This is a genomic window from Chondromyces apiculatus DSM 436, assembly GCF_000601485.1.
GTDB lineage: Bacteria > Myxococcota_A > Polyangia > Polyangiales > Polyangiaceae > Chondromyces > Chondromyces apiculatus.
Genome location: NZ_ASRX01000013.1, coordinates 122,275 through 141,313, shown reverse-complemented (window position 1 = coordinate 141,313; position 19,039 = coordinate 122,275). Strand labels below are relative to the sequence as shown.

Here is a 19,039-nt window from a genome sequence, read left to right as displayed (position 1 = left end):
CATTCGTGAGGCGAGGCGACAAATTGCGCCGCCAAGTTGCAACGCAATCTGGTCGCAGTGGTACGTCGCAAACGACGTGCTGTCACATTGCCGACATTCACCTTCAGCTTGCCGTCCACGCCTCGACGATTCCCCTCCCGGCCGGGTTCGCAGTATGTACTCGGCGATGGCGCGCCCTTTCGACCCGGTCATGCCCCCGCCCCTCGACCAGCAGTCGGGCTCCACCTTTCCCCGCCTTGTCGAGCTGATGCAGCGGCTCCTCGCGCCCGACGGGTGCCCCTGGGATCGCGAGCAGTCCTTCGCCACCCTCCGTCGCTACGTCCTCGAAGAGGCCTGCGAGGTCATCGACGCCATCGACGGGGGCAATCGCCGCGAGCTGTGCGGCGAACTCGGCGACCTGATGCTCCAGATCGTGTTCCAGGCGGAGCTGGCCCGCGCCGAGGGCGCGTTCGGCCCTGACGACGTGGTCGCCGCCATCTGCGACAAACTCGTCCGTCGCCACCCCCACGTCTTCGCCGATGCTTCCGTGGACGGCGTGGACGACGTCCTGCAGAACTGGGAGCGCATCAAGGCGGCAGAGCGCAAGACATCCGGCCACGGTGGCGTCCTCTCCGGCGTCCCCCGCAGCCTCCCTGCCCTCACCCGCGCCCAGCGCATCGGCGAGAAGGTGGCCCGGGTCGGCTTCGACTGGCCCGACCAGCGCGGCTCCCGCGCCAAGGTCGAAGAAGAGCTGCGCGAACTCGACGAGGCGCTCGCGAGTGGCGACGCCGACAGCGCCGAGGCCGAGCTCGGTGACGTCCTCTTCGCCCTCGTGAACCTCGCCCGCCACGCCGGCATCGACGCCGAAGCCGCGCTCGGCCGCACCATCGGCAAGTTCACCCGCCGCTTCGAGCACGTCGAGCAGCGCGTCGTGACCCAGCACGGCGGCTGGCCCGGCGGCAAAGACCCGCTCTCCCTCCCGGAGCTCGACGGCTACTGGGAAGAAGCCAAGCGCGTCGAAGCGGGCGTCGAGGCGCGCGTAGAACCAGGAGAGCCCGTAGCTCCCGGAGCCCCTGCCGAGGGCACGCAAGCGGACCCGCAGGCCCCTTGATCCATGGTATGAAGCGCGAGGAGAACACCATGTCGGAAGAGGTCCTGATCGTCTCCCGTGACGGCGCAGTCGCGACGCTCACCATGAACCGTCCCCGCGCCAAGAACGCGCTCAACAAGGCGCTCCTGGAGGCGCTCGCGACCCAGCTCCGCGCGGTCGCCGACGACCCCGAGGTGCGCGCCGTCATCCTCACCGGCGCCGGTGGCGCCTTCTGTGCCGGCGCCGACCTCAAGTCTGCGTTCGTCGACAACCCCAACGTCCTCGACGAGATCGACGTCACCCTCGGCGTCTACCACAGCCTGATCCGCGCCATCGCCTACGCCCCCAAGCCCGTCATCGCCGCGGTCGACGGCCCTTCCGTGGGTTTCGGCTGCGACCTCGCCCTCGCCTGCGACCTGCGCATCGTCTCCACCGAGGCCTACTTCCAGGAGAAGTTCGTCAAGATCGGCCTCATGCCCGACGGCGGCGGCACCTTCTGGCTCCCGCGCCTCGTCGGCCTCGCCCGCGCCATGGAGATCATGATGCTCGGCGAGACCATCCCCGCGGCGCGCGCCCTGGAGTACGGCATCGTCAACCGCGTCGTGGCTCCCCCCGAGCTCGGCGCCACCGCCCTGCACCTCGCCAGGACCCTCGCCAGCGGCCCCCCGCTCGCGCTGGCCGGCATGAAGCGCGCGACCCGCGATGCCCTCGGCGGTGGCCTCGAAGCCGCGCTCAACGCCGAGAAGGAAGGTCAGCTCCGCTGCCTGCGCTCCAACGACTGCATGGAAGGCGTCGCCGCCTGGGTTCAGAAGCGCGAACCCTCCTTCCAGGGCCGCTGAGGCGCTCCCCCGGAGGTCGCTGAGGCGCTCCCCAGCCTGCCCTCACCTCAGCCGGCGGCCTCGCTCCCCACCGACAGCTCGGCGTACACCCCGAAGTGGTCCGACGCCGTGACCCCCGCGTGGATGTCCTGGAACGCCAGCCGCGCCACCAGCGGCTTCCCTCGCCCCAGCCGATCGGGCCCCCGCACCAGCACGTAGTCGATCCGCCGCGGGTGCTCGTGGTGCGGCCCCGCGAACGTGTTCCGCGTCTCGTCGTACGTGTACCCCGGCCCGTGCCCGGCGATCTCGTACGCGTCCGAGAAGAACGTGCTCCGACCCCCGAGCGACTGCAGCCCCTTCAGGAACCGCACCTCCGCCGACTCCGGCTGCGCGTTGAGATCCCCCATCAGGATCGGCGGATACCCCGCCTCCCGCTCCGGCGCCTCGGCGATCGTGGGCGCATCCACCGGCCCTTCTCGGTGGACGATCTCCGCGATCGCCTGCACCTGCTGCTCCCGCACCGCCCCGTGGTGGAACCTCCAGTTCAGGTGCGTCACGAACACCGGGAGGCGCCCCCAGGGCGACGCGATCTCCGCGAGCAAGAGCGAGCGCGGCTCATCGCGCTCCCCCGTCGGCAGCGGGAACACCTCTTCCCGCACCATCGGCCACCGCGACAGCACCGCGTTGCCGAACGCCTCGCCGCTCCGCCCCGTGCTGGCCTTCCCGAACGCCACGGTGTACCCGAGCTCCTCGGCGATCTCGTGCGCCTGCGACCGCTCCCCGCCCGACAGCACCTCCTGGAGCCCCACCACATCCGGGGCGAGCTCGCGCAACCCCGCGCGGATGAGATGCAGCCGCTCTTCCCAGGGCCCTTGCCGATTCCAGATGTTCAGCGTCAGCACGCGCAGACGATCCATGAACACGGGCTACGCCAGGTGCGCTCCCGGATCCAGCCCGTGGTAGGAAGGGGGACCTGATCACGGAGGATCCCGGATGACCGCATTCACACGTCCCCTCGCTCACCTCTCCGCCCTCGCCCTCGCCCTCGCGGCGCTCGCGCTCCTCGCCGGCTGCGAGAACAAGATGGAGCCCAAGGAGTGCGACAAGCTCCGCGGCGAGGCCTTCGAGATCCTGAACAAGGCCCACCACTGCAACGCCGACGCCGACTGCCGCCAGAGCGAGTGGCCCGGATGTGCCAAGCCCCTCAGCAACGCCGACCACGACAAGATCAAACCCCTCGCCGACAAGTTCCAGGGCGGCAAGTGCGAGGAGCCCAAGGTCGACTGCAAGGCGCCCCCCGAGGTCTACTGCAAGCAGGGCCTCTGCGTGCACCGCGAGAAAGGCACTCCCGAGGACGAGGGCCGGGTGCCGAGCGACCAGATCAAGATCGAGTAGCCGCTTGACGCCCGCCGGCCCAGGCGTCACGCACGCCGCGGTGAGCGACAGCTTCTATGCAGGTCGCCGCGTCGTCGTCACCGGCGCTGGCGGGTTCATCGGCAGTCACCTCGTCGAGGCGCTCGTCGCCGCCGGCGCCCGGGTCAAAGCGCTTGTACGCTACACCTCGGGCTCTCGCCGCGGGCACCTCGATCGCCTCTCCCCCGAGGTGCTCCGCGCGATCGAGGTCTCCCTCGGCAACGTCGAGGACGCCGCCTGCGTCCGCGCCCTCGTGAAGGGCTCCGACGTCGTCTTCCACCTCGCCGCCCTCATCGGCATCCCCTACTCGTACGTCGCCCCCCACCAGTACGTCGCCACCAACGTGCAGGGCACGCTCAACGTCCTCGAAGCGGCCCGCGAGCATGGCGCCCGCGTCGTCCACACCTCCACGAGCGAGACCTACGGCTCCGCGCGCTACACCCCCATCGACGAGGCCCACCCGCTCACCGGCCAGTCCCCCTACTCCGCCACCAAGATCGGCGCCGACAAGCTCGCCGAGAGCTACCACCTCTCCTTCGGCCTCGAGGTCGCCACCATCCGCCCCTTCAACACCTACGGCCCCCGCCAGTCCTCCCGCGCCGTCATCCCCACCGTCATGGCGCAGCTCGCCACCGGCAAGCCCACCCTCCGCATCGGCAGCCTCACCCCGATCCGCGACCTCAACTACGTCGCCGACACCGTCGCCGGCTTCCTCGCCGTGGGCTCCCATCCCCGCGCCATCGGCCAGACCCTCAACGTGGGCAGCGGCCGCGCCGTCTCCATCGGCGATCTCGTCGAGATCATCTTCCAGGTCACCGGCCGCCGCGCCGATCTCGTCACCGACGACGCCCGCGTCCGCCCTGATGCCAGCGAGGTCATGGTCCTCCTCGCGGACAACCGCCGCGCCGCCGATCTCGTGGGCTACGCGCCCAAGGTCTCGCTCGAACAGGGCCTCGCCCGCACCTACGCCTTCATCGAGCAGCACCTCGCCGACTACCGCCCCGAGGAATATTCAATCTGAGTCTCACGGTGTGATCATGTGGAAAGTACCCCTCAGCGACCTGACCTTCGGCCCCGAGGAGCGTGAAGCCGCCCAGCGCGTCCTCGACTCTGGCTGGCTCACCATGGGCGACCGCACCCTGGAGTTCGAGCGCCGCTTCGGGGAGGCCCTCGGCACGCCGCGCGTCCTCGCCGTCGCCAACTGCACCGTCGCCCTCCACCTCGCCTACGTCGCCCTCGGCATCGGACCTGGCGACGAGGTGATCTGCCCGAGCCTCACCTTCGTCGCCACCGCCAACGCCGCCCTCCTCACGGGCGCCAGCGTGGTCCTCGCCGACGTCCTCGGCGCGCACGACCTCTCCCTCGACCCCGCCGACGTCGCCCGCAAGATCACCCCGAAGACCCGCGCCATCGCCGTCGTCCACTACGCCGGCTACCCCTGCGACATGGATGCCATCCGCGCCATCGCGGCCGAGCACAAGCTCGCCATCGTCGAGGACGCGGCCCACGCCCCGCTCGCCACCTGGCGCGGTGAGAAGCTCGGCACCCTCGGCGACATCGGCTGCTTCAGCTTCTTCTCCAACAAGAACCTCGCCGTGGGCGAGGGGGGCGCCGTCTCCTCCCGGGACGACGCCCTGCACACCCGCATGCGCCTGCTCCGCTCCCACGGCATGACCACCCTCACCCTCGACCGCCACCGAGGGCATGCCTTCTCCTACGACGTCGTCGAGGCGGGCATGAACTACCGCATCGACGAGCTCCGCAGCGCCATCGGCGTCGTGCAGCTCGGGCGCCTCGCCGAGGGCAACCAGCGCCGCCGCGCCCTCACCGCCCGCTACCACGAGAAGCTCGCCGGCATCCCCGGCCTCGTCCTCCCGTACCGCGACTTCTACGCGCGCGACGTGGGCGAGAGCGCCCACCACCTCATGCCGGTCCTCCTCCCCGAGGGCCTCTCCCGCAAGCCCGTCATGGAGCAGATGAAGGCCCGCGGCATCCAGACCAGCGTCCACTACCCCCCGATTCACCTCTTCTCCCACCACGGCTCGTCCGACCTCGTGCGCCGCGACGGCCTCGAACGCACCGACGCCCTCGCCCCCCGCGAGCTCACCCTCCCCCTCTACCCGCGCATGCAGGACGAGGACGTCGACCTCGTCTGCGCGTCCCTTGAAGCTTCCCTCCGCGACGCCGCCTCCCCGACCTGACGTCGCGCTCCGCTCGCGCTCGCGCTCCGCTCGCGCTCCGCTCGCGCTCGCGCTCCGCTCGCGCTCCGCTCGCGCTCCGCTCGCGCTCGCGCTCGCGCTCGCGCGCGCAAGCTGCGGGGTGCGGGGCGGCCGCAACCCCCCCCTCGGTCTGCGCGCCTGCGCGTCACTCCGGCAGGTAGCGCTCCCGGTGCTGCTCGAACTCGCTCTGCGCGTCGGCGAAGTCGTCATTTCGCCCGATATCGAGCCAGTGCCCGCGGAACGGGAACGTCGCCACGGGCGCCTTCGCCCCGAGCAGGGCGCCCATCAGCTCGTCGAACCCGAACGGCCTCCCTTCCGGGATGAACTGCAGCACCTCGCGGCCCATCGCGTAGATGCCCATGCTCACCCAGAACGTGTACGTCGGCTTCTCCCGGAACCCCACCACCTGCCCCCCGTCGTCGAGATCGAGCACCCCCAGATCGACCCGCGACGTCCGCTCGCACACCGCCACCGTGAGCGGCGCTTCCGAGCGCTCCCCGGCCGCGTAGAGCGCCTTGAAATCGAGATCGCAGAGGATGTCCCCGTTCATCACCAGGAAGCGCTCCGGCAGCTCGTTCGCGTAGGCCCGCAGCGGCCCCACCGTCCCGAGGGGCTCCTCTTCCCGCCGGTAAGCGATCTTCAACCCATAACGATCCCCGGCACCGATCACCCCCTCGATGAGCGCCGCCTGGTGCCCGACGCACATCAGCACTTCCGTGACGCCCGCCCTCGCGAGCTGACGCAACAGGATCTCGACGACCGTGTGATCGCCGATGGGCATGAGCGGCTTCGGGATCAATGCGGTGTAGGGACGCAGACGGGATCCTTTCCCACCTGCGAGCAGAACGGCCTTCATGGAGGAGTGCCTCGTGTTGATTCGTCGCGTTGATTCGTCGCACGATACCGGGAAATCGCTGTCCCGCGCTCCCCGTACCGCTTCATTGACCCATTCCCCCGCGCGACCTATACCAGGGTTCATTCCGTGATTGCCCGGTTCGTCGCTGGTATGGCGCCAGTCGGTGTGCCGGGCGGGAGTAGGTCATGCGCAGCCATGGTGCAGAGGGGACGAGGGCGCGGCGTTCACGTCGCGCGATCTATCGAGGCAGCGGGACCCTGGCCATGTGCGGGTCGGGGCCTCATCCGGGCGGCGCGCTGTTCAAGAGCCTGTGTCGCCTCGCCGATCGTTTTCGTGCCTGCCCCGACGACGTCGAGGCCGCGCGGATCGGCAGCATCCTCTCTCTCCTCGCCATGCACGCGTCAAAGCGGAGCGAGGAGGACTTCCGCTACGAGCTCGGCTCGTTTCTGATGGACCTCGCCCTCGAAGACGAGCGGCGCGCCGCCGAGCCTCCCGTGGTCGACGTGGTGCTTGCGCCATGCAGCACCGCCTCCACACCCCGCCCCGTTCCGTATGCGCGCGCGCATCTCGCGCGATGACCTCATCCAGCCATGCCCATTTCCGGGCGCGGCGTGGTCGAATCCGACCACAGCGCGACGCGCACCCCCCTCGGAAGCCGCGCAAAAGTTGAGTTTCCTGGATGGCACGAGACATGCCCACAGGGGACGCCGGCAATGTTGCCGGTAACGTCGCCGGGCATACGCACCGGCAAGTCCGCCGGGGGGGGATCCGCCGGCGAACGTACCGGCACGCGTGCCGGCTGGCGCGCTGGCGGACGCGCCAGCAAACGCGCTGACAAGGTGAATGCCGTCGCGCCTGACGTGCTGACGCCGCCAGCAACATCGCCGTAAAGTCCTCCTATGACCAGCACACGTGACCTCCCCACCCGACCTGCCGGGCGTCGGCGAAGGCCCACCACGAGCCCTGTCGTGCTGCTCGTCAGCGCCAGCGAAGCCCTCACCGAGCGCTGCCGTCGCATCCTCTTCGTCGAAGGCCCCGAACTCGTCGACTGCGACATGGTGTCCTTGCGCGGCACCGCCGCCTGGCTCATGCCCCTCGCGATCATCATGACCGAGGACGTGCGCACCTTCGATCCCGAGGGCTTCGTCGAGCTGTCCCGTCGCGTCGGTGCCGAGCTCGTCGTCCTCCCCTCCGAGGACGTCCCCGATCCCACCCTCGCCGCGATGATCACCACCGCCCTCGACATCGCCCAGCGCGCCCGCGCCCGCTGACCGCGCCCCTCACCAGCGCGCCCGCGCCCGCTGACCACGCCCCTCACCAGCTTCCCGAACCCGCTGACCGCGCCCCTCACCAGCGCGCCCGCGCCCGCTGACTGCGCGTCAGGGCGGCCCGAACCCGAACGCCGCGAGCGTCTGCTGCCCCGCCGCTGACCCGCAGTGCTCCAGGAACGCGCCCGCCTCCGGGGCGCCCTGAGCCCGGCTCACGGTCGCTGCCACCACCTCCACCCGCGGCAGCACGGCCCGGCTCACCTCGTCGAGCACGACCACCCCTTCCACGCTCCGCACCTCCGAGCGGTACACGAACGCCGCGGCCACCTCGCCCCGCTTCGCGTACGCCAGCACCGCCGCCACGTCTCCTCCGTACACCAGCCGCTCTCTGAGCCCCTCCCACGTCCCGAGCTTCTGCAGCGCCTCCTTCGCGTACTGCCCCGCCGGCACCGTCTCCGGCTCTCCGAGCGCGATGCGCTCTCCCGGAGGCAGCGACCCTAGCGTCGTCAGCGTCACCGGCTTCCCGCCTGCGGGACCGATGAGCACCAGCGTGTTCGTCGCCAGCACCCGCCGCGTCGCCCCGTCCGACAACCCGCGCGCGATCAGCGCATCCACGGGCGCCGCGCTGGCGAACACCACCCCGTCGAGCGGCGCCCCTCCTTCCACCTGCTTCTGGAGGCTCCCCGACGCGCCGTAGGTCGCCTTGATCGTCACCCCCGGGTGCTCACGCTCGTACGCCTTCACCAGCTCCGGCATCGCCTGGCGCAGGCTCGCTGCCACCCCCAGCGTCACCTCGCGCTTCGCCTCCTCGCGCTTGCAAGCTCCACCGCCCACGACCGAGAGCACCGCCGCGACCAGCGCCATCACGACGCCTGGCCACCTCGCCCCCGCGTGTCTCCCCGCGTCCTTCATGCTCCTGCTTGCCTTTCGCGCTCCCGCGCTCCCGCGCTCCCGCGCTCCCGCGCTCCCGCGCTCCCGCGCTCCCGCGCTCCCGCGCTCCCGCGCTCTTGCGCTCACTCCCGTGGCGGCAGCACCTCGCCGGTGTGGCTCGCCAGCAGGCACCCCTCGTCCAGGCCCAGCTTGCAGGCCTTCGTGTACAGCTCCAGCGCCTTGTCCTGATCCCGCGGCACACCTTCTCCATGCGCGTGCAGGTGGCCCAGCTCCACGCATGCCGGCGCGTTCCCCAGGGCGCAGACCCGCCGGAAGAGCTGCGCGGCGAAGACCGCGTCGGCGCCGACGCCGCGGCCTTCCAGGTACGCCCGCCCCGTCGCGAGGCACCCGAGGTTCGCCCCCGCCTCACAGGAGCGCCGGTACGCGACCGTCTCCTCCTCGGCGCCCTGGAGCAGGCCCGCGTGGTACGCGTCCCCGAGCAGCAGGCAGCCGCGCGCGCTATCCACCGAGCATGCCTCGCGGAACAGACCCGTCGCGCGCTCGGTGTCGATGGAGACCACGTCACCGCGCAGGTACATCGCCCCGAGCGTCACGCAGTCCTCCACGTGGTGCGCGGCGCATCCGTCCGTACAGCCCACGAGGTCCGTGGCCTCGCAGGGCAGGTGGAAGGGCAGGGAAGGTGGTGCTTCGGGCTCGGCAGGGGTCGCCACCCGCGCCTCGGCGGCGACCGTCGCCTGCGGCACGCTCCCGCCGCGGTTTCCTCCCTCTGCGCGCTGCGCTGCGCACCCCAGGAGCGCAGTCCAAGCCGTCGCCGCCAAGACACAGGGAAAGGCCCGCATGGGGTCAGTTATGACACACCCCCGGCGCCTGCCCAGGGGTCCATGTCCCTGGTCCCGCGCTCATGCCCGGTGTACACGCGAGAGATGTCCGCATCGATGCCCCCGTCCATGCCCCCCTCGCTGCGCGCGTTCGGCGAGCCCCGGCTCCAGGCGATGGTCGAGCTGATGTACCTCGCCGCCTCGGCCGACGGCGATTTCAGCAAGGAGGAGCGCGCCCACTTCCTCAGCAGCGTCGAGTCGCTCACCGACCGCCAGATCTCCGGGTCGAGCCTCGATCGCCTCGTCGCGCGCTTCGAGGCCGATCTGCGCAAGGACGGCCGCGACGTGCGCCTCGCCTCCATCCGGGAGCGCCTGGAGTCCATCGCCCTGCGCAAGGTGGGCCTCTCCCTCGTGGTGGCGGTCATCGTCGCCGATGGGATCATCCGGACCACCGAGCGTGAGGCTCTCCTGGAGATGGCCGACGCTCTTGAGATCTCCCGCGACGAAGCCGCGGACCTCGTCGCGCAGCACGCGCCGACCTGACCGCGCACCGCGCGACCCCCGCGCCAGGCCTCCCGGGTGGCCATGGGCCCGGCGCTGCAGCGTGCACTACGCGCCGCAGCGCACGCGGGATCGCGGTGCCGCGCAGCCCTGAGGCCCGCGCCGCGGCCCGGCGGCACGCGACTTCCCCCCGCGCCGGCTGGAGGGAGTGACGACGACCGCCCGCGCTGCGCGATTTGGGGTTAGCATGGGAGGACTCCCGTGAGCTGGTCGACCACCGGTTCGTTCCTCATCCCGTTTCCCATCCCGGGGGCGCACCTCACGTCCTCGCGTGGCACGTACGTGGTCGGGCAGCTCATCGGCGATGGGCAGTACGGCTCCGTCTACGAGTGCGTCGGCCCCTTCGACCAGCCCTACGCCCTCAAGATGCTGCGTCCGGCCAACAAGCCGTACCACGTGGTGAAGGAAGAGTGGTCGCGGGAGATGCACCGCCTCGACAGCTTCCGGCACCCGAACATCGTCTACATCCACGACGCCTTCGAGGAGAACTACCTCTTCTACCTGGCCCTCGAGCGCTGCGACACCAGCCTGCGCGCGCTGCTCGGTCATCCCCTCCAGCCCGCGCTGCTCGTCGAGCTGTCGCGCCAGCTCCTGATGACGCTGCAGTACCTGCACGACAACGGCCTCGTGCACGCCGATCTGCACGCCGGCAACGTGCTCATCTCGCAGCTCGATCGCGCCCCCATCGTCAAGCTCACCGACTTCGGCGTGGCCCAGCAGCTCGACGGCAACCGCCGCTGGTACCGCCCCCAGGTGGCCAACCCCAAGATCCTGGTGCCGGAGCTGGTGACCGCCGGGTACACCACCGCGCAGAGCGACCTCTACCAGCTCGGCCTCCTGATGTTCCAGATGCACACCGGCCAGAACGCGATCGACGTGAACGTCCCCTACGAGGAAGTCGCCCGGCAGATCGCGGAGGGCACGCCGCGCCAGAAGGCGGAGGCCCTCGGCACCGGCATCGGCAACATCATCGCCAAGCTCCTCCGCCGCCGCGACACCTACCGCTACCTCTCCGCCCGCGACGCCTGGGAGGACATGCGCCAGCTCCGCTGGCTGTGACCGCAGGCCGCCGAGCGTCTCCTGACGCCCCCTATCGCCCCTGGGCGCCGCCTGGTCAGAGAGCGCCGCCGCCCCCTGGTCAGAGAGCGCCGCGATCACGGCGCCGCGATCACTCGGAGGCTTTGCTGGCGGCGGGCTTCTTCGGGGTGGGGGCGGGCTTCTTGCCGGCCTTGGCCGAACCGCTCGGGGCGGGCGCGGCTTCCTCGCCGATCCCGATCAGCTCCACGTCGAACAGCAGCGTCGCCTTGGGGGGGATCTTCGGCGGGCTCCCGGCGTCGCCGTAGCCGAGGCGCGAGGGGATGGTGAGCTTGCGCTTGCCGCCCACCTTCATGCCGGCGATGCCTTCCTCCCAGCCCTTGATCACCTCGCTCTTGCCGATCGTGAACTTGAGCGGATCGCGACCCACCGACGAGTCGAACTGCGCGTTGTTCTTCTTCAGGCGGCCCGTGTAGTGCACGCGCACCAGGTCGCCCTCCTTCGCCTCGGCCCCGGCGCCGACGACGACGTCTTCCTTCTCGAGCGTGGCCGGCTCGGGCACCTCGACCACCGATCGCGGGATCACCGGCCGGCTCGGATCCGGCTCGGGCTCGGGGACCTTCCGGTCGCAGCCGGCGAGGGGGAGCAGCATGGCGGCACACGCCGCGAGGCGGGCAAGCGCGAGGATCTTCATGCCCCCCCGTCTTTAAGCGGCCCTGCGGGGCCGATCAAGGGCCTGCGCCTGATGTAGGGTACGCGGCAGCAGGATGCTGCCCCTTCCTCCGCGCACGCACGGCGTTCCGATCCAGGGCGTGCAGTTCACGGCCCTCGCCATCGCCGAGGCCCGCGCCAACGCGGTGGGGGCCGTGCGGTTCACGTGCGGCGAGCAACGGCTCCACATCGACCTCCTGCTCGTGGCCTGGCATGGCGCCTCGGGGTTCGCGCCTGGCGCCGTGGTGGAGAGCCTCGGCGTCGAGGTCCCGTACCCCGCGATCCGCGCCCTGTTCCGGCGGGGTCGCGCCCTGTGCCTGGCGCTCGATCCAGAGGCGTGCGCGCCCTACAACCGCTTCACCCTGACCCGCTTCACCGAGGCGCCGGTGGACACCCTGGCCCGCGCCTACCAGGCCCGCCAGCGCGCGCACGTCGCGAGCCTCGCCGCGCCGCTGCCGCTCGGCGTCGTCACCGCGCTCGCCGCGCCCGCAGACCTCGTGAGCGGCCCCCTCGGCGTCGCCTCGCTCGCCGCGGTCGTCGCGGCCGTCGCCTGGTTCGCGCTGCGGGTGCTGGTCCGCGCCCTCACCTGGGGAGGCCCGAACTCGGATCGCCGACGCGACGCCCTGGAGGCCGAACTCTCACGCCGCATGGGCTTCTTCGCCGCGCCTCCCGTGGGCGTGCACCCCCGGACCGTCGCAGGGCCCCCGCCGTCGCCACCGCCGTTCACTCCGGGGACCTCGAACGTGCGCCCCCCGCCGCTGCCGCCGCCGTTCGCTCCGGGGGCCTCGAACCTCCCTCCTGCGCCACCGCCGCCGCCGCCGCCTGGCGTCGCCGACGAGGGGATCTTCGCGCGCCCGCGCGCCCTCGTCCCGGTCGCGATCGTGGCGGTCTTCGTGGTGGCGACGCTCGCCTTCGTGCAGCGCTTCGCCACGCCCCGCGCGCCGACGCCGCTCGCCACCATCGACCGGGTGGGGCCCACTGCGCTCGCGCGGGCCCGCCGCTGGTCCGACCTCGATCCGGCGGCGCTCGCGCCCATCGAGCCTTCGCTTCCGCGCTGCCTGTGCGAGCGCGCCGACTCGCTCCTCTGGCGCGACGGCGTGCCGCACCTGAGCCTCTTCTTCGGGAGCGGGCCCGACGACACGAGCGGCGCCGTCGCGCCCGACGAGGACGGCGAGTACGCCTTCGATCTCGCCGTGGTCAACAACGGCGCGGAGCCGCTCCGCGACGTGCGGGTGCTCCTCACCTTCGCCCGCCGCGACGCGGGCAACCGACGCACCGGCATCACCGAGCGCGGTCTCTTCTACGAGGGCCTCCTGCGCCCGGCCCGCGCCGTGAAGTGGCACGTGGAGGCGCCCGGCACGGAGATCAAGGTGGAGCCCGGCGTCGTGGGCCCTCTCCCTGGCGAAGCGGCCCCGCCGGAAGCCTACGTGGAGCTGACCCGTGCCCGCTCCCGCGCGGTCCGGATCCACGCGGCCAAGATGCTCGCCTACCACCGCGACCCGCGCGCCCCCGACGCGCTCGGCGAACTCGGGGGCGGGTCGAACGCCCAGGAAGAAGAGACCCTCGACCGCATCCGCCGGGCAGCAGCGCCCGTCATCCCCTGCGGCGCCACCCAGCGCGGTGACCGACTCGGGGTGTGCGTGTTCAACGCGAGCGCGATGTCCTACACCGGGGCCGTCCTGCGGGAGGTGCGAGAGGGCGGAGACGCGGGCGTACGCGAGTGGAAGATCGACGCCACCCTGCCCGTGCACGAGGGCCTGAAGCTCGATCTTCCCCTGGAGGGTGAGCTGCCCCCGGACATGGTGGTCGAACCGGGTCGGGTCGCGCCTCCCCCGCGGTGAGCGGCGCGGGAGGAAGCCGCTTCCGGGGAGGTGCGGCGTGGAAGGGGGTACGTCGGTGTCCGCTTCCGGGGAGGTGCGGCGTGGAAGGGGGTACGTCGGTTTCCTCCTGCCTCATTCCCGCTGCGGGAGAGCGTGGGCCGGCGTCCGCCGACGTGCACGTTCCCGCGGTGGAAGCGGTAAGGCGGCGCTCTCCCACCTGTTCCGGCGGTGGAAAGGGTGCGGTCGGTGCCCCCCGCGCCTGCTCCCGCGGTGGAAAGGGTGCGGTCGGCGACCGACGTTCCCTCTCCGGTGGTGGAAAGGGTGCGGTCGGCCTTCTCCTCCGTACCGGATTCCCGGGGAAACACGTCCGTCGGTCGGCACCTCCCGCACCTGTTCCCGCGATGGAACGGGTGGGGGACGCCGACTGCACCTGTTCCCGCGGTGGGGAGGAGGCGGAGGCGTCCGCCCGCACCTGTCCCCGCGGGGGAGCGGTCGTGTTGGCAACCGACGACACCTCTGCCACGTGTGAGGCAGGCTGACTGAGAAACCGCCGGGTTGAAAACGGCGGCGGCGGGAAGGGAAACGGCCATCGAGGTGCCCAGGTCCGCGGCGCAGACCGCGCTGTCGGCGAGATGGGCAGACGGATCCAGGTCTGGAGGAGGGGCTTCGGGATCCGGAGGAGGGGCTTCGGGACCGGGTGGCCCGCGGGCCTCAGAAGGCAGGAGCGTGTTCACCGCGCGGTCGGTCTGTCAGGATGCGCGATGCAGCGTGTCCGTTGTCCACGCGCGCAGCGGTCAGTTGCCGCGGCAGATGTTGTAGCCGGTGGGGAGGAGCGAGCTCGCCGCGCAGTTCGGCCTCGCGTTGGGGCAGTTCGCGTTGGCGGGGTCGCAGAGCATGTAGAGGCTGCCGTTCTCATCGGAGGGCTCGCAGTCGTCCTCGGCCGTGCAGACGACCTGCGAGTAGTAGCCGTTGTTGCCTCCGAGCGAGACCCGGGTCGCGCAGCACACCGTGTCGGCCGGACAGTGAGAGGGGAGCTGACACTCGATGCGGGTGCGGCGGCCGTCGAAGCCCGTGGCGCCCGTGTTGCAGGTCTGCGGATCTGCGGGGCCATCGATGCACGCGCCCTGGTTACCGCCGTCGTTCCAGCAGCAGGCGCTGTCGTCGCCCTGGGGGCAGGTGTCGCCGGCGCAGTCGAGGGTGCCGCCGCCCGAGGTGGTCGTGGTCGTGGTCGTCGTCGTCGTCGTGCCTGCGCCGCCCGTGCCGCCTTCGCCGCCACCCGAGGTGGTGGTGGGCGTGCCGCTGTTGGTGGTCGAGGTGGTGGTCGGGTCGATGGTGCCCGAGCTGGTCGCGCCGCCGTTTCCGCCCTCGCCGCCCGGGGTCTGGCCTCCGGAGAACATGCCCTCCGTGAAGTCGCTGATGCTGCAGCCGACGGCGGTGGTGGCGGCGACGAGGAGCCCCGGAAGGAGCCAGCGCGAAGCGAACGAAGCGTGTTCCATGTGTGCAAGCGCTCCCGACGGGCTCGGGGGGTCATGGCCACGGCCCCGCGTTGCGCAGGTGCCGGACGCGGGGCCCTCGCGCCGTCTGGCGGCATGATACACGGGGAGCGGTGAGCCGGCGACACTCCCCGGCGCAGAGCGCGCGTGCGTGAGGTAGGGGTGGGCGATGGGGGCGCGATCGGGAGCGCGGGTGCGATGCGCGGGTCAGCCCGTCTTGGGACGTTCGGAGCGGCGCTCGACGCCCGCCCACGCCGGTGGGGTGAGCGGCAGGTCCACGGTGAACGTGGCGCCCTGACCAGGGCGGCTGTCGACGCGGATGGTGCCGCCATGGGCGGCGACGATCTTGCGCACGATCCACAGGCCCATGCCGAGGCCCGCGTACTGACGGGCGGAGACGGCGCGCTCGAAGCGCTCGAAGATGCGCGCCTGGTCCTCCAGGGCGATGCCGATGCCGTGATCGCGCACCTGCAGGCGCGCGCCGGCAGGGCTCGCCGTCAGCTCGACCTCGATGGCCTTGCCGCTGCCGTACTTCATGGCGTTGGAGAGGAGGTTGACGATCACCTGGTCGAGCCGGGAGCGATCCCAGTTGCCGGAGATCTGCTCGGCGGCCACCACGCTGAGCCGACACCGGGCCTGCGCGAGCTGGCCCTCGATGCGGCTGAAGATTTCCCGGACGAGCTGGGCGAGGTCGAAGGGCTCGATGCGCAGCTTGAGGCGCCCGGCGCCGATCTGCGAGACGTCGAGGAGGTCGTCGACGAGGCGGGTCAGTCGGGCCACCTGGCGCGCGGCGACCTCGATCTTGGCGGCGATGCGCTCCAGAGACTGGCGCTCCATGGGGCGCGCGGCCATGCCCCGCTCGGAAGGGACGCCGGAGATGCCATGAACGCCAGGAGCACCGGGAGCACCATGAGCACCAGGAGCACCAGGAGCACCATGAGCACCGGGAGCACCAGGACCACCAGGACCACCGGGAGCGCCAGGGCCGTCGGGGCCGGCGGCGCGGGCGGTGAGGCGCCGCATGCTGTGCACCTGGATCTGCAGGGCGGTGAGCGGGGCGCGCAGCTCGTGGGAGGCGACGGTGAGGAAGATGTCTCTGGAGCGGATGGCCGCCTGCGAGTCGGCGTAGAGCCGCGCGTTGTCGAGGGCGAGGGCGACGCGGCGCCCGAGGTCCTCGACGAGGGCGAGGTCGCCGGAGCCGAACGTCCGGCGAGACTCCAGGGAGTAGAGCCAGAGCAGGCCGATGAAGCGGTTCCGCGCGCGCATGGGGACCACCATCCCGGAGGTCGGCGCGAGCTGCTGCAGGATGGCGCGGCCATCACCGCGGGCACCGGCGTAGGTGGCGCCCTCGCCGAAGCTCGTGAGCAGACCGCCGCGGCCCACTTCGAGGAGGGAGAGCAGGCCCTCGCTGGCGCTGAGCTCGGGTGAGCCGAGGCCCTTGAGGTGCGCGGCGAGCTCCAGCTTGCCGGGATCGGCGAACACCACGCTGGCGCGCTCCACCGTCTCGTCGGAGGCCACCACGTCGATCACGCAGCCATCCGCGAGATGCGGGACAAGGATCTGCGGCACGTTGGCGAGCGTCGTTTCGTAGTCGATGGAGCTCGCGAGCCGCTCACTGGCCTCCAGCAAGATCTGGAGCCGCTCCTCCGGGCTGTGCACGCCCGGGAGCCTATCCTGCTCTGCGTCCGTACGGGAGGGGGAGCGTGGACAGGGGCGGAATGAGCGGGGCGGCGGGGTACGCGGGGCGCGTGGTCGAGGGCGCCGCGGCCGTGCTGGAGGCTTTCCGCAGGGGCCTGTCCCCGCTAGCATGCGCCCCGTTCCGTCCTCTCCCGACCCGTGACCCAGGAGCCCCGCCATGGCTGTGACCCCCCTTCGTGTGCTCTCCGTCCTCGCTCTCCTCGGTGCGGTGGCCTGCAGCGCCGAGAGCTCGCGCAACGAGTTCTCGTCGGGCAGCGGCAGCGGCGGTGACGGGGCGGGCAACACGGGCCCGGGCAGCGGCGGCGCGGGGGGTGATCTCTTCGGGAGCACCGCGTCGGGCACCGGGACCAACACCGGATCTGGCGACAACTGCAGCGAGGCCGCGAAGCTTGTGTACGTGCTCTCGGACGAGAACGAGCTTTACAGCTTCAAGCCGGACACCAAGCAGTTCACGTTCATCGGCTACATCGACTGCCCGACGGCACTGTCGCCGAACTCGATGGCGGTCGACCGCAACGCGGTGGCCTGGGTCAACTACGTCGACGGCTTCGACTCCCAGGGCGCGCTCTTCCGGGTGAGCACCGAGGACGCCTCGTGCGAGCCGACGCCCGCGGCCACGCTGCCCTCCGGCTGGGAGCGCCTCGGCATGGGCTTCTCGACCGACGTGGCGGGCGGCGAGGAGGAGACGCTCTACGTGGCCGCGACGGCCAGCTCCGCCGGCCTGGCGCGGATCGACACGAACACGGGCACGCTCTCGCCCATCGGCCCGTTCAGCGGCTCCCTCGCCGGCCAGAGCGCCGAGCTGACCGGCACCGGCGACGGCACGCTCTTCGGCTTCTTCACCACGAGCCCGGTGCAGGTGGCGCAGATCGACAAGACCACCGGCGCGACCTCGAACTCCGCTGCGCTGTCGACGGTACCGGTGCCGAGCGCCTGGGCGTTCTCGTTCTGGGGCGGCGACTTCTACCTGTACACGGCCAGCCTCGGGACCTCGAACGTGAACCGCTACCGGCCTTCGGACGGGAGCGTGGACACGGCGTACATGACCTCCATCGGCTTCCGGATCGTGGGCGCCGGGGTGTCGACCTGCGCGCCGGTGGCACCGCCCCAGTGATCGGCGGGTGAGCCAGGCACCCCTCGCCCCGCCCCAGGCGTCGTCGACGGCGCTGCGCGCGCCTCACGCGTCCCACCGAGGCGCCATCTGCGTGGACTGCCGCACGCTGCTCCCGGCTGGCGAGCGGTGCGACGGTGGTCCCATGCACCGGGTGACCTCGCTGGACAGCGTGGAGGGCCGGGGCAAGCTCCTCGACGAGGTGTGGGGCCCTCCGTCGGCGCGGCGGCGCGCGCGGCAGCTCGCCAGGGCAGGCGGCGGCGGCGTGGGGGTGGGCTCGGTGCTGGAGGGATGCACGAGCTGCGGCGGGTGCGATGTGCCCGACGGAGAGGCGCTGATCGTCGTGGCGGTGATCGCGCTCATCGGGGCGGTGTGCATGGCGCTCTACTGGGTGGTCATGAAGATCGTGGAGGCGATCCGGGCCCACCAGAACCGGCCCAAGCCCCACGGGGGGCTGCTCCGTCCGGCCTCGGTGGGGAGGCGGGTGGGGCCGGCCGGGGTGATCACCCGGGTGCTGCCCGATCCGCAGGCCGCGCCGGGGGTGGGGCCGCGGCTGCTCGAGGCGCCCGCGAGCGGGGTGGGGTGCGCCGCATACGCGGTGGACCTGAGCTGCAAGCGCTTCCTGCGCGCGGGGTTGATGCTGCACACCGCCGAGAGCGCGGGCTTCGAGGTGCGCCTCGACGACGGGTCGGTGGCGCACGTTCCGGCGGGGAGGATCCGCCTGGAAGGACCGATGGAGCGGAGGAGCCGCGGATCGGCGCCGGCCGTGGCGCGGTACGTGGAGGAGCTGGCGCCGAGGAACCCGGAGCCCGACGACGACGCGCTGTTCCCGTACGACACGGTGCAGGAGCTGGTGCTCCAGCCCGGGGATCGGGTGCGGCTGTTCGGGGAGTTCGAGCGCATCGTCGACGCGGGCGCGGCCGGGAGCTACCGGGGAGGGGCGCAGGCGATCCTGATGCCGGTCGGGGTGCCAGCGCTCCGGCGGGAGCCGAAGGGGGAGTAGGGGAAGGGAGCGGCGCCCTCACACCTGGGAGAGGGCACCGCGCTGGGGGAGAGGAGCAGGCGGGGCGCGGCTCAGGGCATGCGGAGCGCGGCGGCAAGCTGGTAGGTGACGTACGCCGGGTCGATCCTGGCGCACTTGCCGAGGCCACCCTGATCCTGGGCCTGCGACGACCACGCTCGGTGCAGGCGCGAAGGGGCACGGCGGCGCAAGGGGATGCGCCCGGAGCCGGGAGCAGGGCCGGTGCGGTGATGGGGA

At 71.7% G+C, this 19,039-nt stretch carries 20 protein-coding genes; 12 read left to right on the top strand and 8 right to left on the bottom strand.

Annotation, left to right across the window (positions count from 1 at the left end):
* Positions 1-166 precede the first annotated feature (166 nt).
* Together mazG and CAP_RS09505 are read left to right on the top strand one after the other, a co-directional pair.
* Positions 167-1,090 (top strand): nucleoside triphosphate pyrophosphohydrolase, encoded by a 924-nt coding sequence (gene mazG / locus CAP_RS09510; protein WP_081864726.1) that lies wholly within the window; start codon positions 167-169, stop codon positions 1,088-1,090.
* A gap of 29 nt (positions 1,091-1,119) precedes the next feature.
* On the top strand, positions 1,120-1,908 hold the full coding sequence (locus CAP_RS09505) for an enoyl-CoA hydratase (protein WP_044239009.1): 789 nt from the start codon (positions 1,120-1,122) through the stop codon (positions 1,906-1,908).
* A 47-nt stretch (positions 1,909-1,955) separates the two neighbouring features.
* Here CAP_RS09505 and CAP_RS09500 read toward each other — a convergent pair whose 3' ends face one another.
* A complete protein-coding gene (locus CAP_RS09500; protein WP_044239007.1) occupies positions 1,956-2,804 on the bottom strand; it encodes an endonuclease/exonuclease/phosphatase family protein in 849 nt (282 codons plus the stop codon).
* 76 nt (positions 2,805-2,880) lie between these two features.
* Here CAP_RS09500 and CAP_RS09495 point away from each other — a divergent pair, with 76 nt between their 5' ends.
* From CAP_RS09495 to CAP_RS09485, 3 genes are read left to right on the top strand one after another with little or no spacing between them, the layout of a single operon-like run.
* Positions 2,881-3,282 (top strand): hypothetical protein, encoded by a 402-nt coding sequence (locus tag CAP_RS09495; protein WP_044238801.1) that lies wholly within the window; start codon positions 2,881-2,883, stop codon positions 3,280-3,282.
* A 40-nt stretch (positions 3,283-3,322) separates the two neighbouring features.
* A complete protein-coding gene (locus CAP_RS09490; protein ID WP_044239005.1) occupies positions 3,323-4,321 on the top strand; it encodes a GDP-mannose 4,6-dehydratase in 999 nt (332 codons plus the stop codon).
* A gap of 16 nt (positions 4,322-4,337) precedes the next feature.
* Positions 4,338-5,501 (top strand): DegT/DnrJ/EryC1/StrS family aminotransferase, encoded by a 1,164-nt coding sequence (locus CAP_RS09485; protein WP_044239001.1) that lies wholly within the window; start codon positions 4,338-4,340, stop codon positions 5,499-5,501.
* Positions 5,502-5,664: 163 nt separating this feature from the next.
* Here CAP_RS09485 and CAP_RS09480 read toward each other — a convergent pair whose 3' ends face one another.
* Entirely contained in the window at positions 5,665-6,375 is a 711-nt protein-coding gene (locus tag CAP_RS09480; protein WP_044238798.1) for a nucleotidyltransferase family protein, read from the bottom strand.
* Positions 6,376-6,638: 263 nt separating this feature from the next.
* Here CAP_RS09480 and CAP_RS09475 point away from each other — a divergent pair, with 263 nt between their 5' ends.
* Together CAP_RS09475 and CAP_RS09470 are read left to right on the top strand one after the other, a co-directional pair.
* Positions 6,639-6,953: a hypothetical protein gene (locus CAP_RS09475; protein ID WP_063748662.1), complete on the top strand. Its 315-nt coding sequence runs from the start codon at positions 6,639-6,641 to the stop codon at positions 6,951-6,953.
* 321 nt (positions 6,954-7,274) lie between these two features.
* Entirely contained in the window at positions 7,275-7,646 is a 372-nt protein-coding gene (locus tag CAP_RS09470; RefSeq protein WP_231511253.1) for a hypothetical protein, read from the top strand.
* 108 nt (positions 7,647-7,754) lie between these two features.
* On the opposite strand, the gene modA is transcribed toward CAP_RS09470, so the two are convergent.
* Both modA and CAP_RS09460 read right to left on the bottom strand, forming a co-directional pair.
* Positions 7,755-8,555, bottom strand: coding sequence for a molybdate ABC transporter substrate-binding protein (gene modA / locus CAP_RS09465; protein ID WP_081864716.1), 801 nt, complete (start codon positions 8,553-8,555; stop codon positions 7,755-7,757).
* A 101-nt stretch (positions 8,556-8,656) separates the two neighbouring features.
* On the bottom strand, positions 8,657-9,277 hold the full coding sequence (locus tag CAP_RS09460) for a tetratricopeptide repeat protein (RefSeq protein ID WP_052374614.1): 621 nt from the start codon (positions 9,275-9,277) through the stop codon (positions 8,657-8,659).
* 180 nt (positions 9,278-9,457) lie between these two features.
* Here CAP_RS09460 and CAP_RS09455 point away from each other — a divergent pair, with 180 nt between their 5' ends.
* Positions 9,458-9,895 carry a tellurite resistance TerB family protein gene (locus tag CAP_RS09455; RefSeq protein ID WP_197041095.1) on the top strand — a complete coding sequence of 146 codons (438 nt, stop codon included), beginning with the start codon at positions 9,458-9,460 and terminating at the stop codon, positions 9,893-9,895.
* 219 nt (positions 9,896-10,114) lie between these two features.
* Positions 10,115-10,972: a serine/threonine-protein kinase gene (locus CAP_RS09450; protein WP_044238794.1), complete on the top strand. Its 858-nt coding sequence runs from the start codon at positions 10,115-10,117 to the stop codon at positions 10,970-10,972.
* 109 nt (positions 10,973-11,081) lie between these two features.
* On the opposite strand, the gene CAP_RS44110 is transcribed toward CAP_RS09450, so the two are convergent.
* Entirely contained in the window at positions 11,082-11,642 is a 561-nt protein-coding gene (locus CAP_RS44110; protein WP_052374612.1) for an FKBP-type peptidyl-prolyl cis-trans isomerase, read from the bottom strand.
* 73 nt (positions 11,643-11,715) lie between these two features.
* On the opposite strand from CAP_RS44110, the gene CAP_RS09440 reads away from it, so the two are divergent.
* Positions 11,716-13,500 (top strand): hypothetical protein, encoded by a 1,785-nt coding sequence (locus tag CAP_RS09440; RefSeq protein ID WP_044238792.1) that lies wholly within the window; start codon positions 11,716-11,718, stop codon positions 13,498-13,500.
* Positions 13,501-14,273: 773 nt separating this feature from the next.
* On the opposite strand, the gene CAP_RS09435 is transcribed toward CAP_RS09440, so the two are convergent.
* A complete protein-coding gene (locus CAP_RS09435; RefSeq protein ID WP_044238789.1) occupies positions 14,274-14,975 on the bottom strand; it encodes a hypothetical protein in 702 nt (233 codons plus the stop codon).
* Positions 14,976-15,179: 204 nt separating this feature from the next.
* Entirely contained in the window at positions 15,180-16,631 is a 1,452-nt protein-coding gene (locus CAP_RS44105) for a GAF domain-containing sensor histidine kinase (RefSeq protein ID WP_052374609.1), read from the bottom strand.
* Positions 16,632-16,827: 196 nt separating this feature from the next.
* On the opposite strand from CAP_RS44105, the gene CAP_RS09425 reads away from it, so the two are divergent.
* A complete protein-coding gene (locus CAP_RS09425) occupies positions 16,828-17,784 on the top strand; it encodes a hypothetical protein (protein WP_156040640.1) in 957 nt (318 codons plus the stop codon).
* 7 nt (positions 17,785-17,791) lie between these two features.
* On the top strand, positions 17,792-18,784 hold the full coding sequence (locus CAP_RS09420; protein ID WP_044238785.1) for a hypothetical protein: 993 nt from the start codon (positions 17,792-17,794) through the stop codon (positions 18,782-18,784).
* 71 nt (positions 18,785-18,855) lie between these two features.
* Here the strand turns inward: CAP_RS09420 and CAP_RS52135 are convergent, their stop codons facing one another.
* A complete protein-coding gene (locus CAP_RS52135) occupies positions 18,856-18,993 on the bottom strand; it encodes a hypothetical protein (protein ID WP_197041094.1) in 138 nt (45 codons plus the stop codon).
* Positions 18,994-19,039 lie beyond the last annotated feature (46 nt).

Coding starts and splice junctions, on each gene's coding strand:
- CAP_RS09435 (WP_044238789.1), bottom strand. CDS start 14,975: ATGGAACACGCTTCGTTCGCTTCGCGCTGGCTCCTTCCGGGGCTCCTC.
- modA (WP_081864716.1), bottom strand. CDS start 8,555: ATGAAGGACGCGGGGAGACACGCGGGGGCGAGGTGGCCAGGCGTCGTG.
- CAP_RS09455 (WP_197041095.1), top strand. CDS start 9,458: ATGTCCGCATCGATGCCCCCGTCCATGCCCCCCTCGCTGCGCGCGTTC.
- mazG (WP_081864726.1), top strand. CDS start 167: ATGGCGCGCCCTTTCGACCCGGTCATGCCCCCGCCCCTCGACCAGCAG.
- CAP_RS09480 (WP_044238798.1), bottom strand. CDS start 6,375: ATGAAGGCCGTTCTGCTCGCAGGTGGGAAAGGATCCCGTCTGCGTCCC.
- CAP_RS09495 (WP_044238801.1), top strand. CDS start 2,881: ATGACCGCATTCACACGTCCCCTCGCTCACCTCTCCGCCCTCGCCCTC.
- CAP_RS09485 (WP_044239001.1), top strand. CDS start 4,338: ATGTGGAAAGTACCCCTCAGCGACCTGACCTTCGGCCCCGAGGAGCGT.
- CAP_RS09470 (WP_231511253.1), top strand. CDS start 7,275: ATGACCAGCACACGTGACCTCCCCACCCGACCTGCCGGGCGTCGGCGA.
- CAP_RS09425 (WP_156040640.1), top strand. CDS start 16,828: ATGGCTGTGACCCCCCTTCGTGTGCTCTCCGTCCTCGCTCTCCTCGGT.
- CAP_RS09440 (WP_044238792.1), top strand. CDS start 11,716: ATGCTGCCCCTTCCTCCGCGCACGCACGGCGTTCCGATCCAGGGCGTG.
- CAP_RS09500 (WP_044239007.1), bottom strand. CDS start 2,804: ATGGATCGTCTGCGCGTGCTGACGCTGAACATCTGGAATCGGCAAGGG.
- CAP_RS44110 (WP_052374612.1), bottom strand. CDS start 11,642: ATGAAGATCCTCGCGCTTGCCCGCCTCGCGGCGTGTGCCGCCATGCTG.
- CAP_RS09505 (WP_044239009.1), top strand. CDS start 1,120: ATGTCGGAAGAGGTCCTGATCGTCTCCCGTGACGGCGCAGTCGCGACG.
- CAP_RS09475 (WP_063748662.1), top strand. CDS start 6,639: ATGTGCGGGTCGGGGCCTCATCCGGGCGGCGCGCTGTTCAAGAGCCTG.